A 16228-nucleotide genomic window follows, 5' to 3' on the forward strand; every position below is an offset into this window, starting at 1 on the left:
CGTACTTTAACGTTAACAATCCTTACAGTTTTTATATTCTGATGAAGAAATTCCTTTTATTGATCATAGTTCTTTTGCCGGCAATGGCGTTTGCTCAAACCACTGATAACTTTACTATTAATGGCAAATTAGGCAATTTGGGGGCGCCTGCTAAAATTTACCTGTCGTACCAGTTAGGAGCCAACAGCATGATCGACTCGGCCGATGTTGTTAATGGCGCTTTTAGTTTCACCGGCAAAATGATAAACCCTGTGAACGCCAGCTTAGTTGTTGACTACAAAGGCCTTGGGCTTGAAAAATTCACACAGCAATACTCAGATGGCAGGGCGCTGGCCAAAAACGCCGATAACCTTAATTTTTTTATTGACAGAGGCACCATAACCATCACCAGTAAAGATTCGGTATCTAAAGCTAAAATTGAGGGTTCACAACTTAATCTGGATAATATAAAGTTACAGGCACAGTTAAAAGGCATCAACATGAAAGGCGAGCGGTTAATGGCCGAAGTTCAGGCTGCAACTCCGGAGCAAAAAAACTCGGCTGCTTTTCAAAACAGCATCCAGGCTAAATACAAAGCCCTGCAAACATTACAGAGCTTCACACTAAAAAGCTTTATTACCGATAATCCCAACAGCTATTTGAGTTTATTGGCACTGAGCTCGGTAGGTGGCCCATCGCCAGATCCGCAGGAGATTGAGCCATTATTCAATTCATTATCGGTTGAAGTGCGCGCAACAGAAGCGGGAAAAGTGCTAAAAAAACAGCTTGATGCTTTAAAGTTTACGGCTATTGGTTCTGTAGCCCCAGATTTTACTCAAAACGATGTAAACGGCGTACCTGTTAAGCTTTCTTCTTTCAGGGGCAAATATGTTTTGCTTGATTTTTGGGCATCATGGTGCGGCCCTTGCAGGCAGGAAAACCCTAATGTGGTGCGTAACTACAACAAATACAAAGGGAAAAACTTTACGGTATTAGGCGTATCATTAGATAGGGCCGATGGTAAAGCTGCATGGCTGGCCGCCATAAAAAACGACGGCTTAGAGTGGACACAGGTATCCGACCTTAAATTTTGGAACAACGATGTGGCCGCCCTTTATTCTATCACTTCTATCCCCCAAAACTACCTTATAGGTCCCGATGGTAAAATAGTAGCCAAAAACCTACGCGGCGCCGACTTGGACGCCAAACTGGCCGAGTTGTTTGGGAAGATATAGTTTGGTGAGTGGTTGATTGGGTTGGATTGAGTTAGAATAAGTTGATTATGTTGGCAACCACTCAACATAATTAACCACTTAACCTAATCAACTCAATCAACCACTTAACTCAATCAACTTAACCCAACTAATCAACCAAATTCCCTATATTGCGGTATTAAGTTACTGACATGAAAAAAGCATTATTACTAACGTTGGCCGCTTTGCCGGCCTTTTCTTTTGCACAGGATGCAAAATATATCATTAAAGGAAAAATTGGCGACGTAGGCGCGCCTGCTAAGGTTTACCTGGAGTACAGGATAGCCAAGGGCAAATCCCAAACAGATTCGGCTGCCGTTGTGGGTGGCAAATTTGAGTTTAGCGGTAAAGCCGGGGCAGCCCCCCTTAACGCCTACCTACTGTATAACCCCAATGGCACAGGCACATCCAAGGCAGAAGACTACCGCTCTATTTATCTTGAACCGGGAGTGATTAACATTACCACCGCCGATTTGCTTGCCAACGCTAAGGTAGATGGCCCTAAAACCAACCAGGATAACGAGGCCTACCAAATTGCCCAAAAGCCGGTTGGCGACGCTTATAAGGCTATGGAGGAGAAGCAAAAAACAGCTACCGACCAGCAAAAGGCTTCGCCGGAATTTATACAGCAGGCTAAAGCCGACGAGAAAGCAGCCGACGCGCTAAGTGCGGCTATCGATAAAAAATTCATCACCGAGCATCCCGACTCTTACATTAGCTTAAACGCATTAGAATCTTTTGCCTATAGCGCCGATTACGTAGATATTAAACCACTATTTGATGCGCTAACCCCAGCCATTAAAAGTACTGAAGACGGCAAAAAATTTGCCGATAGGATGCCTAAAATAAAAGCTGTTGCTTTGGGTGCCACCGCTCCTGAATTTGCCGAGGCTGATACCGCCGGCAAAATGATAGCGCTATCATCATTCCGTGGTAAATATGTGTTGATTGATTTTTGGGCATCATGGTGTGGGCCTTGCCGCAGGGAAAATCCTAACGTAGTAAAAGCTTACAACCACTATAAAGATCAGAAGTTTACCATTTTAGGGGTATCTTTAGATAAACCAACCGCCAAAGATAAATGGCTGGCTGCCATCCACAAAGATGGCCTTACCTGGAACCATGTATCCGATCTTAAATTTTGGGATAGCAAAGCGGCCGATATGTACGCGGTACGTGGCATCCCTCAAAACTTCCTTTTAGATCCCAACGGCAAAATCATCGCCAAAAACCTTCGCGGCGAAGATTTAGAAGCCAAGTTAGCCGAGATTTTCGGGAAGATATAATTGGTTTATTAGTTCACTGGTTCATTAGTTTATTGGTTGAACTGTTTGATAAAAAAGCCATGTCGATTAACTTTTGACATGGCTTTTTTGTGCGATGTAATTGACTATTAAACTATTCCACTAATGAACGAATGAACCAGTGAACCAATGAACTACAGTAGATCAAACCCAATATCTTTCCTGAAATACATGCCATCGTAATAGATGCGGCTGGCATCAGCTGTGGCTTGCTGCAGGGCGGTAAACATATCGTTTTGCAGGGTAGTTATAGCTAAAACTCGACCGCCTGTGGTAATCACATCCTCGCCCTGTGTGCTGGTACCGGCGTGGAACACAATCGAATCGCGCACGTTTTCGGTGCCGGTTATTACTTTATTTTTAAGGTATTCGCCCGGGTAACCGCCTGCTACCATTACTACGGTGGCCGCTGTTTTGGGGGAGATGGTTAGTTCTCTTTCGTTAAGGTTACCTTCGGCAACGCCTTGTAGCAGGTCTACAAAGTCGGTTTCAATGCGGCGCATTACGCTTTCGGTTTCCGGGTCGCCCATACGGCAGTTGTACTCTATTACCCATGGCTGACCGCCCTCATTCATCAAGCCAATAAAAATGAAGCCCTTATAGGGAATATTATCTTTTTTAAGCCCCTCAATAGTTGGGATAATCACCAGCTCTTCTACCTTTTTCATGTAGGCAGCATCAGCAAACGGAACAGGAGAAATAGAGCCCATACCGCCGGTATTTAAACCTGTATCTCCCTCACCTATACGCTTATAGTCTTTTGCCTCGGGTAAAATTTTGTAGTTGGTGCCATCGGTCATTACAAAAACCGATAGTTCGATACCTTTCAAAAATTGTTCAATTACCACGCTTGAACTGGCATCGCCAAACTTCGCTTCGGCCAGCATTTGGGTAAGTTCGTGCTGGGCTTCTTCCAGAGTAGTGCAAATGAGTACCCCCTTGCCGGCGGCAAGGCCATCGGCCTTAAGTACTACAGGTAAACCAGCAGTTTCAAGGTAGGTAAGTCCCTCTTGCAGTGTATCTTTAGTAAAAGTACGGTAGGCTGCTGTAGGCACGCCATGCTTTAACATGAACTGCTTACTGAAATCCTTACTACCCTCTAACTGAGCGCCAAGGGCTTCCGGACCAATAACCGGGATACTTTTCAGCTGCTCATCGGCCAGGAAAAAATCGTGAATACCTTTTACCAGGGGCTCTTCGGGTCCTACCAGTACAAGGTTAATAGCCTCACTGATAACCAATTGTTTAATACCCTCAAAGTCGGTCACCTTGATGTTAACGTTAGTGCCGTATTGGTGAGTACCGGCGTTGCCGGGGGCGATAAATAACTTTTGGCATTTAGGGCTTTGCGCAATTTTCCAGGCGAAGGCGCTTTCCCTTCCGCCCGAACCGAGGATCAGGATATTCATGGGGGCAAAGATAGTTTTTTTGAACGGTTAGTTTGGTCGTCCGAACCAGAGTTTTAGCAGGTGCGATTTTTCCTCAAAAACGAGGGGTACTTTTCATTAAATACATCCTCAAAATTGCTTAAAAGCATACCAATTAAGCACTTAACTACGACCGCCGGCATACCAAATAAGCACCTCCTAAATACCAAATGCATACCATTGGGTAACCAACTGGTAACCTTTGTTTTTAAATAGTCAGATTTTGTGTTGGGTGGGTAAGTGACGGGGCGAACTACCTTTATAGATTACGGGGATGCTTAGAAGTGGGCGAAGTACTCGTGACTCTTTTATCAATACAACTATACTTTGTAAAAGCGACTACAATCGGCCCGCTCATTCGCCGCGGGTGGGCTTGTTACTTTTGGAGCCTCAAAAGTAACCAAAACGGCTGTCAGCAGAGAGGTTTCTTTGCCGCACGGGGCCATTGCCCTGCAAAACGGCCAGAACCAGGGCTGCAATTATTTGCCCCTGCCCTCTGTGGTCTACGCTTCGCAAAACTTGCTATGCCCACAGCCGCACAACCCACCATTGTTCTGCCCGTTTTCGCCCGAAACTTATCTGCTGACGGGAAGCGAAAAGTTTGACGTCATTTATGCTGCTTTATTGGGCATCTGCCTATATATCTTCCCATCAAGTTCACATCCTCCTTTTGCATGCTGTGGATGTTCTGATTGTATAGTTGGGTCTTGAGGATTAATATTAAATTTAGGCTTCCCCCATTGTTTAAAAAAGAATGCCACCCCTTTTTTATTGCATTCATTTTTCACAAAGTCAATCCATTCTTTTTCTATTGGTCTTGCTTTATGCCCCGATTCACCACCAACTATAACCCAGTCTATTTTTTTTAGGTTTAAGGTTTTTACGGGAGCAATCAAAGGTTCTATAGATAAAAACTTAATTTTTGCTTCAGTTTTAGCAAGTTCATCAACACGAAACGTGTATTGGTCGCTCTCTACCGATACCCCCATCCAGATATTATCACTCCAATTTAATTCTTTTGATAACTCAAGTAATCTTTCTGAGCGTTTGGTCAAAACCTGATATATATGCTGAGGGGTACTATTCATTACAGAAAAAACTGCTTTAATAAAATCGGCCGGTACATCAGGATGAAAAAGGTCACTCATTGAGTTAACGAAAACAATTTTTGATTTTTTCCAGGTAAAGGGAATATTTAATGAGTCCGCATGTGTCCTAATATTGAACCCATCTTTATATTTATCAATCCCCATAGCCTTCAACCGTTTAGACATTACTTCTGCATAACAAAATTTACAACCAGGGCTGATTTTAGTGCAGCCAGTTACAGGATTCCACGTTAGTTCTGTCCATTCTATATTTGACTGTGCCATAAATTAGATCGTTATTAATGTCTGTTTGTCTATATCTTTTATTTTATGGATGTCGCCATTTAAAGATACGTAATCATTTTTTATAATTTTTTCCGTTTTCAGGTTCTTCAATATCACGTTTGTATGTTTCGGCAAGAAACCGTTAGTCAAACCATACTCATAAACCTGATAGTTGCTTTTTAAAGTTTTATTAATTATTAAAGCCCTTAAATCACTTTCAAATGCCTCGGTTTTCTTTGGACCCAAAACTTTATTGCTAAATAAATCCACTTGCCCTATTGTGTGGTTATCATTGTCTATATCAAAATTAGCCTCACCTCTTATTTTATCCAATTTCCAACTTTGATTAAGAAACTTTTCTATCCCTAATGTATGATGAGTGCCAAAAATCAAACCATATATATTAGAGTTCTTTTTTATAGAAAATGGCGCTAAATAATATGACTTCGAAAATGGAATTAATGATTTATAATAATTAAATATTGTTCTGTGAATGTTGTAGTAATTCTTATTTAATAAGTCATTCTTATTGATGGAAACATGCTTTGTAAAAGCTTCATGTTCAGAAAATCTAGTAAACAATGAAGAGGATATAAAAAATAGAAAATCAGTGGTATTGGCCGTAATTAATTTTAAAAAGACATCTTCATTTATCTGTTTAATACCATTTTGATCTAAAAATATCAAGTTTGCGGTATTACTTGCTTTTATCTGTGGATATAGCCTTTTAAAAACTAATTGAAAATCTTCGTTATAATGATGAATTTTTATGTAGTCTTCCTTTTCAAACGGAATCAAATTTTCAACAAGTGTATCATATGCTGTTTTAGTAAACTCGTTAAAGTAAACATTAACTTTTAAATTTTTACTTCTGATTAAAGATTCATATTTCTTAATATTATCCAAGATAAGAATAGGACTGCCTTTAGTTCCAATGCAATCAAATCCCTCTCCTGCAAAGAAATCAAAAATATTAATCTCAGGCCAAATTATTTTATTGGGTGAAAGAAAAACAGGTAACCATTCTAACAGGTATTTTTCAAATAAGGTAAGTTTTGTTTTGGTACCTTCGTCAAAAGGTTTCCTAAAAAGGTTTTTGGTTGGCATATACTAATATAAACAATTATTTATAGCTAATTATCAATTGTATACCCTAATATAATAATATGAATATTTTGTCCTAAAGAAGGTTACTTAGACCCAAACCATTGAACTTAAATATGGTCACTTTTATCAACTTCTTCACCCCCCCTCCAAAAACTCCTCAATCACCCCATCGTCATCCAAGTTAAATATTGCTTCGGCAAGCTGAGTTTGCCCTTTAGCCAAGGCTATAGAAGCAAGGGCGCAACTTGCCAACGACAAGTCCCATGGTTTACTGATTGCCAGGACACCCAATTCTCCAAGCTCAGTAATGGCGTTTTGAAAGGCAGGCAATAATGCCTTAGGTAATGGTGGATTATTTTTGTGCCTGCAAATCTCAATCAACATAACCATACCTAATACATTAAAATCTACCAGCTGTTTTTCTTTGGCTATGCGTGTTAAATGAGGTACAGCATAATAGGATGCAAAGCTCACATCGCCCTGGTGGTGTAACTCATCCCAAAGCTCCTGGTATATAACGTTTACTTCGGCAAGCGTAGTAGCTTTTTCAAGTTTAAGCAAAGCTACCGAGGCATCATAAGTGCTTTTTTTATAGCCTCCTTCAAGGTCGGCCCACCTCGGATCGTCTAATTGAAGGTAAGGTTCATTGATTTGTTTTTTTGGGAAAAACTGGCCTAAGGTGAATGTCATGGTGATGATTTTGAGGTAAGTTAAAAATATTAAACCATTAATATTCTACAACGCGTGTATCCCGCAGGAAAATCGTTTTTAACATTTTCATACAAGGAGAAATCCTTCAATTAGCGGACAACAGGTAGCCGCTATGCGCAATGTTATTAAGTTAGGGAAAAAAGAATTAGAAATAATAATGAATTTCGAATGTCCAACATCGAAGGGTTTTACTTCATTATTCGATATTGGACATTCAATGTTCGATATTAAAATCAACATTAAATCCTTAACTTAATGACATTGCGCTATGCGGCATTGAATATTTGATAAAACAAAAATTGCCGCATCGCGGCTACCTATTTGTAGAACAAATATTTTATTTTTTTGCTCCGTAGGAGCTACCTTTTACCGCGCAAATCTTTAAAAGCGATTTCCCTGATGTATCCCATACTACCGACTACAATTTGTAGAAATCCACATCACCGATGAAGAGCAAAGAAATTATAATACGGTTAAACTCCGAATGCCAACACGCTAAGAAAGACTTCCGACGTTTTGAAAACTTCGGAAGTCTGGCATCTATAAACTCTTCGCAAAGCTTCTCCTGCACATCATACCTCTCATCCCAGGTCCTCACTCCTTTGTCCCAAAGTCCTAAAATCTAAAAGTCCAAAAAGTCCCTTCCTCCTTTATCCAAAAATCCCTAATCCCCTCCCCTACAACTTGTAGTTTTAACAATTAATTCTCAGACTGAAACAATGGGGGCTTTTATGCGTAAACAGCCACATTTTATAGCTACAGAATGTTATTTTTGGTACTTGAACAAAGTAAACGCAGGTACAATTATTCGTTAATAATGCTAAATGTTTAACTTTCGGGGTTTAAAACTTTAGCTTAAAAGGCAGCACTTTACTGATTAAATGAAAAAAGCACTGGTTATTGGATGGCTTTGTATTTTATGTTTAGCCATTGGCGGCATTTTTTGGTATAACGATTATGTTTACAGCCTGCCAACGCCTGTGCCCGCTAATTACCACGCGGTAGCTAACGGCAAGCATATTGATATGCCGCAGCAATTGAAGTTTGGCAATCAAAAGCCTGTGTTTCTGCACTTTTTCAATCCCGATTGCCCGTGTTCGCGGTTCAACATAGCGCATTTTAAAACCCTGGTAAAGGAGTATGGCAAACAGGCCAACTTCGCTGTTATATTGATGACCGATAAATATTATACCGCCGCCCAGGTTAAGCAAAAGTTTGATATTGATGTACCCGTGGTTATTGACCCTGCGCTGGCTGTTAAGTGCGGCGTGTACTCCACCCCGCAGGCGGTATTGTTAAACACCGGCGGTAACCTGTATTACCGGGGCAATTATAACAGCAGCCGCTACTGCACCAACGCCAAAACAGAATATGCCCGCATGGCTTTAACCGCCTTGCTGCAAAACAGCCAACCCATCGCTTTTAATCCCCTGGCTCTTAGGGCCTATGGTTGCAGCCTACCAGGCTGTAGCAAATAACCTACCTTTTCATGGAAAACCGAGATCTTGAATATCAACTTTACAGCAACACCATAAAGGCCGAAGTAAAAAAACGGTCGGACAGGCTGATGGACTACTTTATGGCCGCGTATTTTGTTATAGGGTTGTTGCTGGCCGGGTTTTATGATACGTGGCTTATCGCTATCAGCATAAGCGGCTTATCCTTACTGGCATATTACTCTACCAAATTTTTACTGCCCGAATCTGATCTGTACCAATATGTTTTAAGCTGCGTTATGGCCGTGTTTATGGCTCAGTATATATATGAAATGCATGGCTTGTTTGAAATGCACTTCTTCGCGTTTATAGGCAGTGTTATTTTAATTACCTACCAAAACTGGAAACTGCAATTGCCCATGTTAATTGTAGTAGGCATACATCATGCCTTGTTTGCTTACCTTCAAAACTCGGGCGTTAATGGCATTTTTTTTACGCAACTGGCCTATTTTGATGTGCAAACTTTTATAATCCATATTTTGCTAACCACGGTTATTTTCTTTGTGTGTGGTTTATGGAGTTTTCAGCTTAACCGGGCAAGCGAGCAGCAGGTGGTACACACTATTGAAATGAAAGAGCTGGCACAGGAAGCTATGCTAAGCCAGGAGCGTAAAGAAAACCAGGAAAAACTGGAAAAATTAAACCACGAACTGGTTGAATTTAATCAACAGCTGGATGAGTCGCGCCGGGAGGCCGAGGAAGCTAACCAGGCCAAGAGCGTGTTTTTGGCAACCATGAGCCACGAGATCCGTACGCCGATGAACGGGGTGATCGGCATGTCGACCCTGCTGGCAGAAACCGCCTTATCTGATCAGCAACGCATGTATACCGAAACCATCACCAACTGCGGTGAAAGTTTGCTAACGGTAATTAACAACATCCTGGATTTTTCGAAGATAGAAGCCGGTGGCATGGAGCTGGAGCATGAGGACTTTCACCTGCGGCTGGCTATTGAGGAGGTACTGGATATATTTAGTACCCGAGTGGCCCAAACGGGTATCGAGATTGCTTATTTTATTGAAGAGGGCATACCGGCACAGATTATTGGCGATAAGGTGCGCTTGCAACAGATATTGATTAACCTGGTAGGCAACGCGGTGAAATTTACTTTCCAGGGCGAGGTGATGATATTTGTAAGCCTGTTGAATGACGTCAGTCCCGATAACCTGGTATTAAAATTCGAGATCCGTGATACCGGTATTGGTATCCCCGAAGAGAAGAAGGAACGCCTGTTTAAAGCCTTTAGCCAGGTCGACTCATCAACTACCCGCAAATATGGCGGTACCGGGCTGGGTCTGGTGATATCAGAAAAACTGGTTAAGCTGATGGGCGGCCAGATTAATGTGAGCAGCGTAAGCGGCAGCGGATCTGTTTTTTCATTTACCATGGTAACCAGCGCGGGCTTTAAAAAATTACAGCCTTACCGTCAGTATGATATGTCGGCCCAGGAGGGTAAGCGCATTTTGGTAGTAGATGATAATTTAACCAACCGCAACATCCTCGAAATTCAACTTCAAAACTGGAAGTTGAAACCCGAACTGGTATCATCGGGCGAAGAAGCGCTGATACTGTTAAAGGATGATCCGGATTTCGACCTCATGATCACCGACGCGCAAATGCCACAAATGGATGGTGTGCAACTGGCAAGGCAGGTAAAGGCGATGTACCCCGGTTTGCCTATTATTTTACTTAGCTCCATTGGCGATGAAAAGAAAAACAAGCAGCACAACATTTTTAGTTTTATACTTACCAAGCCCATTAAGCAGCACGCCTTAAGCAAATACATTTTACATAGCCTGCAGCCAAAGCAGGAAAACGGCGCGGGTGCGGCCCAGCATAAAATACCTGTTGATCTTGGTAACAAATACCCTTTAAATATTTTGGTTGCCGAGGATAACGTGATAAACCAAAAGGTGATTTTGCACATGCTGATGAAAATGGGTTACCAGGCAGCTATTGCCGGCGATGGCAGCGAGGCCGTAAAGCTCACTTTACAAAACTCGTACGATCTCATCCTCATGGATATGCAAATGCCGGTGATGGATGGCATTGAGGCCACCCAATTGATCAGAGCGCGCAACATTAAACAACCCATAATTATAGCCCTTACCGCCAACACCCTCAAAGGCGACCGCGAGGAGTGCCTTGCCGCCGGTATGGACGACTACCTTGGCAAACCCATAAAGGTAGACGACCTGGTACACAAGTTAGAAAACTGGTACCTGGCGAAAGTGTAGTTTTTTTTGAGGTGCTGGGGTTTCCGGTGCGGGGAGCCAGGTTCGGGGTGCGGAGTTTTATCCCATCGCTGCCGCAAGGCTCTGCCTTGTGGCCCGCGTTTAGATAGCTAACAAATAAAAAAATGGGGTCATGTTGAGCCTGTCGAAACACGCGGGCAAAGGCCTCTACGCGCGTCCTTCGACAGGCTCAGGATTGACCCAGCCTTTAAACCGCTTTTCCTTTTTGTCTTGATTCCTGACTCTTAACTCTTGATTCTACTTCATATCCCACCATATCCTGCTGGTTATTTTATCGCCGCCGGTAAGGTTGGCTACTGCCACGTTATAATTAGCCGTATTTACCTGTTTATCAACCGTTGAATAAGCCATACGCCTTGGTATTGCTCCCGGCGATTGGCTGCCCGGGTAAGTTACCGGGTTTAAAACCGGGAAGCCGGTACGGCGGTAATTGCTCCATGCTTCAAACTCGTTAAACAGGTTGCAGGCCCAATATTGGGTATTGATCATTTCCAGTCCCTTACTATCGTCGTAGGGATTGTTATCAAGGTAACTTTGCGCGTCGCTGTCGCTTATGGTACCCGCAGCGCCATAAGCTGTAAGTTCGGTAATGGCGGCCAATACACCGTTGTTGTAATGTGCTTCGGCGCTGGTGCCTATTCCCCAGCGTTTGTTGGCGTCGGCCAATAACAATTCCGATTCGGCATAGGTGAGCACAAAGGTTGGCGCGGTGGCGTTAAATATAATAGGGCTTGGCCTTGAGTATAAATTCAGGTGCCCCAAATAAGTTTCGCCATTAGGGCCTTTGTAATTGATAATGCCATATTTAGTATTACCCAAGTCATAGCCGTTTGGCAAACCTACCTGGTCGACAGCATTTGATGAGCTGGTGCTATCAACAACGGCCAATACCGGTAAACGCGGGTCGCCGTTGTTTTTCAAAAAGTCGATAAAAGTTTTGCTCAGCTGGCCTGATAAGGCGATGTCGCCATCCAGTCCCAAACCACGCCATGCTTTGTTAATGGTCACCTGGTCGGTACCGTGCGGTACTATAGCATTATCATCATTACTGGCCATGGTTTTGCCAATCACTTTGGTTACATAGGTTTTGGCCGTAGCCGGATCAACCTTGGTAAGGCGCATGGCCATGCGCAGCAGCAAACTGTTGCCAAAGCGTTTCCACTTGGCTATCTGATCGTCCTGGCCAGAAAAGTAAAGATCACCTGTGGGCTTATCTGCCTTGTCATCCAAACTATCAACCGCCTGCGATACTTCTTTCAGCAAATCGGTGTAAATAGCCTGTTGCTTATCGTATGCGGGAAAATATGTTTTGCTGATGTAAGCTTTACCTGCATTAAAGTAAGGCACGTCGCCATAAATATCGGTAATGCGTTCAAACACCAGGGCTTTCATAATACGGGCCATCTGGTGCAGGTTTTTGTACTGCGCCTTGCCGGTTGTAGTAGTGTACATATCAACGGCGTACTTTACCTGGTTGGTGTAGGCGTGATCAAAGTATGATCCCCAGCCGCCGTAGCTCAGCAGGTATTTATCGCCAAAATAATAACCGGATAGCGATGCGAAATGTTGAATGTAACAGCCCGCGCCCTGTAGTTCGGTTTCCTCTATTTCGATGCCATTATCGGTACTGCCTGTATAAAAAAGTTGGGTGGTGGTTAGTAAATTATTAGGATCAAAAACATCAACCGAAACCGAGTTTGGGTCGGTATTGGTTTTAAGCAGGTCTTTTTTACACGATGATGCAAAGGCCATGATGATCATAGCGCTTGCCAGTATATATGCTGATTGTAATTTCATGTTAAGCGTTTTAAATTTTATAATGATCATCTTAAAATTTGGCGTTAAGGTTAAGTCCGAATGTGCGGGTGTACGGTACCCCGGCCTGCTCAATACCCTGCGGACCGTTTGAATAATTTGATTCGGGATCAATATTTGGTGTATGCTTCATGATGGTGAACACGTTGCGGGCCACGGCACTCAAGGTGATACCCTGTATTTTGTTATTGAACATTTTGGCCGGGAAGGTATAACCCAAAACAATCTGCCTGAATTTGATGAAGCTGTCATCATACAAAAACATCGACGCGTTATTGCTCATGGCTACATAATAATCCTGGGCATAAAGCTGATTGGTGCCGTAACGCTTATCCCTGCCTGGTAAGGTTTCTTTTGATAGACCGTAGTTGTAGGCATACCAGTTGGTGCCCGAGAAAATTTTGCCGCCAAACTTACCATCAATCAAAAACGACAAACTCAGGTGTTTGTAGCGAAACTCGGTGGTTAAACCGGTTGTCCATGGGTTAATTCCCGAACCAAGATCTTTGTAAGTTGCGAGGCTGGGATCGGGAGCGCCGGTTGCCGGATCGATGATAATTTTTCCGTTGGCATCACGTGCCGGATCAAGCGCGTAAATCTGGAACGCCGATTTACCTACCGTTTGAGACATGTAGGCTACACCCAAACCTTCATCCTCACCTGCCCTTGAGTATCCAACCGGGTAATTGGCTGAGCCCGCCGAAAGCGACAGCACTTTGTTGGAGTTATAGGTGATGTTGACCGTCTCCGTCCAGCTAAAATTAGCGGTTTTGAATGGTACACCAGAAAGCAGCAACTCTACCCCTTTGTTTTGAATAACACCAGAGTTAAGCAATACGGCGTTATAGCCCGATGTTTCGGACGTTACCGCCGGGATTACCTCCTTGCTTATTTTTTTATCGTAATAAGATGCATCGAGGTGTAAACGGCCTCCCCATAGGGTGATCTCGCTACCAATTTCAAACTCCTTGGCCGATGATGGCTCCAGGGCCGCGTTTGGTACCGTGCTGCCGTTGGAGATATTACCAACCGGGTGCCCGTTCAAATTACCAATATTGTTATACCCAAGCAGGGTTTGGTAAGGCGAATCGGCCTCGCCGCCTACGTTAGCGTAACCTACCCTTATTTTACCCAGATCCATATGGGCGATGTGGAAAAAATCGGAGAATACAAACGAGCCGCTGATAGATGGATAAAAGTAATCTATCTTTTTACCCGGGGCCAGGGTGCTATACCAGTCGTTACGACCGGTTGCGCTCAGGTACAGGTAACTTTTAAAATTAAAATCTAAAGTTCCATAAATGGATTTGTTAACTACCACCGGGTTACTTTCGGTTTCAACGGGGCTGGCCAGATTGCCAATGGTGTACAGGTAAGGCGTTTGAAAAGTAGTACCCGATGCGTCAATTTGATCTGTAACCGCTCTGCGGGAGTTGGCACCTAACAAGCCGGTGACGCTAAAATCTTTATTCACCTTAAACATTTTACCCAGCATGGCATCCATGTTTAACTCGGTTGATTTAATGTTTTCTTCCATCATGGCGCCATCGCTTTGGTAAGCGGTACCGTTGGGGGTAATGATGGTATTTCTGTCTTCAAAAAAATCCTCGCCTACCCTAAACTGCAGGTAAAAGCCATTATCGAAAGTATACTTGGCATCGGCCGAACCAATGAAGCGGTTACGGCTGGTGTTGTTGATAAACTTGTAAGCCGCAAAGTAGGGGTTGGTAGTATAAGCATCATCCAAAAACTGGTTTTCAGATCCATCGGCCTTATACCCCGGTGCCAGCGAAGTGATATTGACGTTAGGCGGTAAAAATAAGGTTGCAAAGTTCACGCTACCAGGCGCATCTGATACACTTGGGCGGTTGTGGGTAAATGCATTAATGTACTGCGCCTTTAATTGCAATGCCAGGTGCTTATCTAAATTATAATTGGTTGATAACGAGAACGACTGTTGTTTATACCCCGCATTGGGAATAATGCTGTTATTATGCAAATCGCTCACCGAAAAACGCACACTACCATCATCGGCAATGGCTTTGCTAAATGACACGGTGTTGGTAATGGCCGATCCATCTTTATAAAACCGCCCAACGTTGCCGGTCATGGCGCTGTAGGGGCGCTGTACGCCATCAAACTGGTAAGCGGGTTTACCATCAAGTTTGGCTCCCCAGCTGGATAGGCCCAATTCAAAAGCACTTGAGCCGTCAATTGGTTTTTGGCCCTGGCTTCCCTGGCCGTAAGTGGTTTGCCAATCGGTATTATCAATTACGTTGGTTACTACAAAATTGGAGTTTAGCTCCACTCCTATACCCTTGGCGTTTTTGCCAGATTTGGTAACGATCAATATAACGCCCCTGCTGCCCCGGTAACCATAAAGGGCGGTAGCGGCAGCACCTTTTAGTACGGATACATCTTCAATATCATCGGGGTTAATGTTAATGGTACCATCGCCGCCATCGGCACCACCGTAGCCACCGCCAACATCGGTTTGGCGGTAGGTACTGTTTTGCATGGGGATACCATCAATCACATATAAAGGCTGGTTTGTACCGGTAATATCAGATATACCACGAATCACCACATTGGCCGATCCACCCGGACCGGTAGCCACATTGGTTACGTTAACGCCCGCAACTTTACCTTCCAGGCCGTTCACAAAATTTGTTTCACGGGCTTCGGTCAGTTCGGCACCTTTTACGGTGGTTTGGGAGTAGCCTAAGGCCCGCCGTTCCTTTTTAATACCCAGGGCGGTTACCACCACATCCTTCAATTCCTCCGTATTGGGTTGCATTTTTATGGCGATGGTTGTTTGACTGCCGTTTATGGGTACCTCTACAGTTTTATAACCAATAAATTTAAAACTAAGGGTTGAGCCGGTTACCACACTAAGTGTAAAACCACCATTGGTATCTGTAAAAGAGCCAGAGGTGTTGCCCTTAATCCCAACAGTTACACCGGGCATGGTTTGGCCGGTAACGGCATCGGTAACGGTTCCCTTGATGGTAATAGCTGTTTGCGCCACAGCCGTACCAGCTGTTAATAGCAGCGATACAAGAAACAGCAAAAAAGAATAGCGTTTAATTGAGTAGAATTTTTGTTTCATAAGCTTATAGGTCAGGGTAAAAAAATACAAAACGGGCAACTGCTTAACCGCGGCTGGTTAAATAGTTTAGGGCAATAAGTGCTTTTACCGGATTTTGCAGGTCGGCAGTAAAAGGCGTTTAGGTACGTGCATAATTGTTTATGCAAACACAAGATAGTAAAATTTAATTTTAAGTTTAATTGTAGAGACAAATTAAAGTTGTGGGTGAGTGGGGATGTAGGGGAGACTGGGGCTTATGAGGAGGGGCATGACGTAAACTAACCAAGGGACGACTCACCCCGACGAGGCTTCGCCCGTCTGCCCCTCTCTCCGACTTCGGTGATTGTTGCGCAACTCGACAATAAAGTTCTTTGAAATATTGATTAAAACAGTGCTTTTTAGTAAATTAAAGGCATGCAA

Annotated in this window: 10 protein-coding genes; 4 read left to right on the forward strand and 6 right to left on the reverse strand. The window is 43.4% G+C overall.

Annotated features, from left to right (window positions below):
• Positions 1-41: 41 nt before the first annotated feature.
• A complete protein-coding gene (locus QWZ17_RS05200; RefSeq protein ID WP_290303941.1) occupies positions 42-1214 on the forward strand; it encodes a TlpA disulfide reductase family protein in 1173 nt (390 codons plus the stop codon).
• Positions 1215-1384: 170 nt separating this feature from the next.
• Positions 1385-2518, forward strand: coding sequence for a TlpA disulfide reductase family protein (locus tag QWZ17_RS05205; protein ID WP_290303942.1), 1134 nt, complete (start codon positions 1385-1387; stop codon positions 2516-2518).
• Between the two features lie 152 nt (positions 2519-2670).
• On the opposite strand, the gene purD is transcribed toward QWZ17_RS05205, so the two are convergent.
• The 4 genes from purD to QWZ17_RS05225 all read right to left on the reverse strand — a co-directional run bounded on the left by purD (position 2671) and on the right by QWZ17_RS05225 (position 7133).
• Complete coding sequence (purD, locus tag QWZ17_RS05210; protein WP_290303943.1) at positions 2671-3945, reverse strand: phosphoribosylamine--glycine ligase; 1275 nt, start codon at positions 3943-3945, stop codon at positions 2671-2673.
• 629 nt (positions 3946-4574) lie between these two features.
• Positions 4575-5336 carry a DUF5131 family protein gene (locus QWZ17_RS05215; RefSeq protein WP_290303945.1) on the reverse strand — a complete coding sequence of 254 codons (762 nt, stop codon included), beginning with the start codon at positions 5334-5336 and terminating at the stop codon, positions 4575-4577.
• A gap of 3 nt (positions 5337-5339) precedes the next feature.
• Positions 5340-6443, reverse strand: a complete 1104-nt coding sequence (tcmP, locus tag QWZ17_RS05220) for a three-Cys-motif partner protein TcmP (RefSeq protein WP_290303947.1) — start codon at positions 6441-6443, stop codon at positions 5340-5342.
• Between the two features lie 135 nt (positions 6444-6578).
• Entirely contained in the window at positions 6579-7133 is a 555-nt protein-coding gene (locus QWZ17_RS05225; protein ID WP_290303949.1) for a hypothetical protein, read from the reverse strand.
• Between the two features lie 902 nt (positions 7134-8035).
• Here QWZ17_RS05225 and QWZ17_RS05230 point away from each other — a divergent pair.
• Positions 8036-8632, forward strand: a complete 597-nt coding sequence (locus QWZ17_RS05230) for a DUF6436 domain-containing protein (protein WP_290303950.1) — start codon at positions 8036-8038, stop codon at positions 8630-8632.
• 11 nt (positions 8633-8643) lie between these two features.
• Positions 8644-10887: a response regulator gene (locus QWZ17_RS05235; protein ID WP_290303952.1), complete on the forward strand. Its 2244-nt coding sequence runs from the start codon at positions 8644-8646 to the stop codon at positions 10885-10887.
• 255 nt (positions 10888-11142) lie between these two features.
• On the opposite strand, the gene QWZ17_RS05240 is transcribed toward QWZ17_RS05235, so the two are convergent.
• On the reverse strand, positions 11143-12702 hold the full coding sequence (locus tag QWZ17_RS05240; protein ID WP_290303953.1) for a SusD/RagB family nutrient-binding outer membrane lipoprotein: 1560 nt from the start codon (positions 12700-12702) through the stop codon (positions 11143-11145).
• Positions 12703-12733: 31 nt separating this feature from the next.
• A complete protein-coding gene (locus QWZ17_RS05245) occupies positions 12734-15829 on the reverse strand; it encodes a SusC/RagA family TonB-linked outer membrane protein (RefSeq protein WP_290303954.1) in 3096 nt (1031 codons plus the stop codon).
• Positions 15830-16228: the final 399 nt, after the last annotated feature.

The organism is Mucilaginibacter flavus (assembly GCF_030409315.1).
Classification (GTDB): domain Bacteria; phylum Bacteroidota; class Bacteroidia; order Sphingobacteriales; family Sphingobacteriaceae; genus Mucilaginibacter; species Mucilaginibacter flavus.

Coding starts and splice junctions, on each gene's coding strand:
- QWZ17_RS05200 (WP_290303941.1), top strand. CDS start 42: ATGAAGAAATTCCTTTTATTGATCATAGTTCTTTTGCCGGCAATGGCG.
- QWZ17_RS05205 (WP_290303942.1), top strand. CDS start 1,385: ATGAAAAAAGCATTATTACTAACGTTGGCCGCTTTGCCGGCCTTTTCT.
- purD (WP_290303943.1), bottom strand. CDS start 3,945: ATGAATATCCTGATCCTCGGTTCGGGCGGAAGGGAAAGCGCCTTCGCC.
- QWZ17_RS05215 (WP_290303945.1), bottom strand. CDS start 5,336: ATGGCACAGTCAAATATAGAATGGACAGAACTAACGTGGAATCCTGTA.
- tcmP (WP_290303947.1), bottom strand. CDS start 6,443: ATGCCAACCAAAAACCTTTTTAGGAAACCTTTTGACGAAGGTACCAAA.
- QWZ17_RS05225 (WP_290303949.1), bottom strand. CDS start 7,133: ATGACATTCACCTTAGGCCAGTTTTTCCCAAAAAAACAAATCAATGAA.
- QWZ17_RS05230 (WP_290303950.1), top strand. CDS start 8,036: ATGAAAAAAGCACTGGTTATTGGATGGCTTTGTATTTTATGTTTAGCC.
- QWZ17_RS05235 (WP_290303952.1), top strand. CDS start 8,644: ATGGAAAACCGAGATCTTGAATATCAACTTTACAGCAACACCATAAAG.
- QWZ17_RS05240 (WP_290303953.1), bottom strand. CDS start 12,702: ATGAAATTACAATCAGCATATATACTGGCAAGCGCTATGATCATCATG.
- QWZ17_RS05245 (WP_290303954.1), bottom strand. CDS start 15,829: ATGAAACAAAAATTCTACTCAATTAAACGCTATTCTTTTTTGCTGTTT.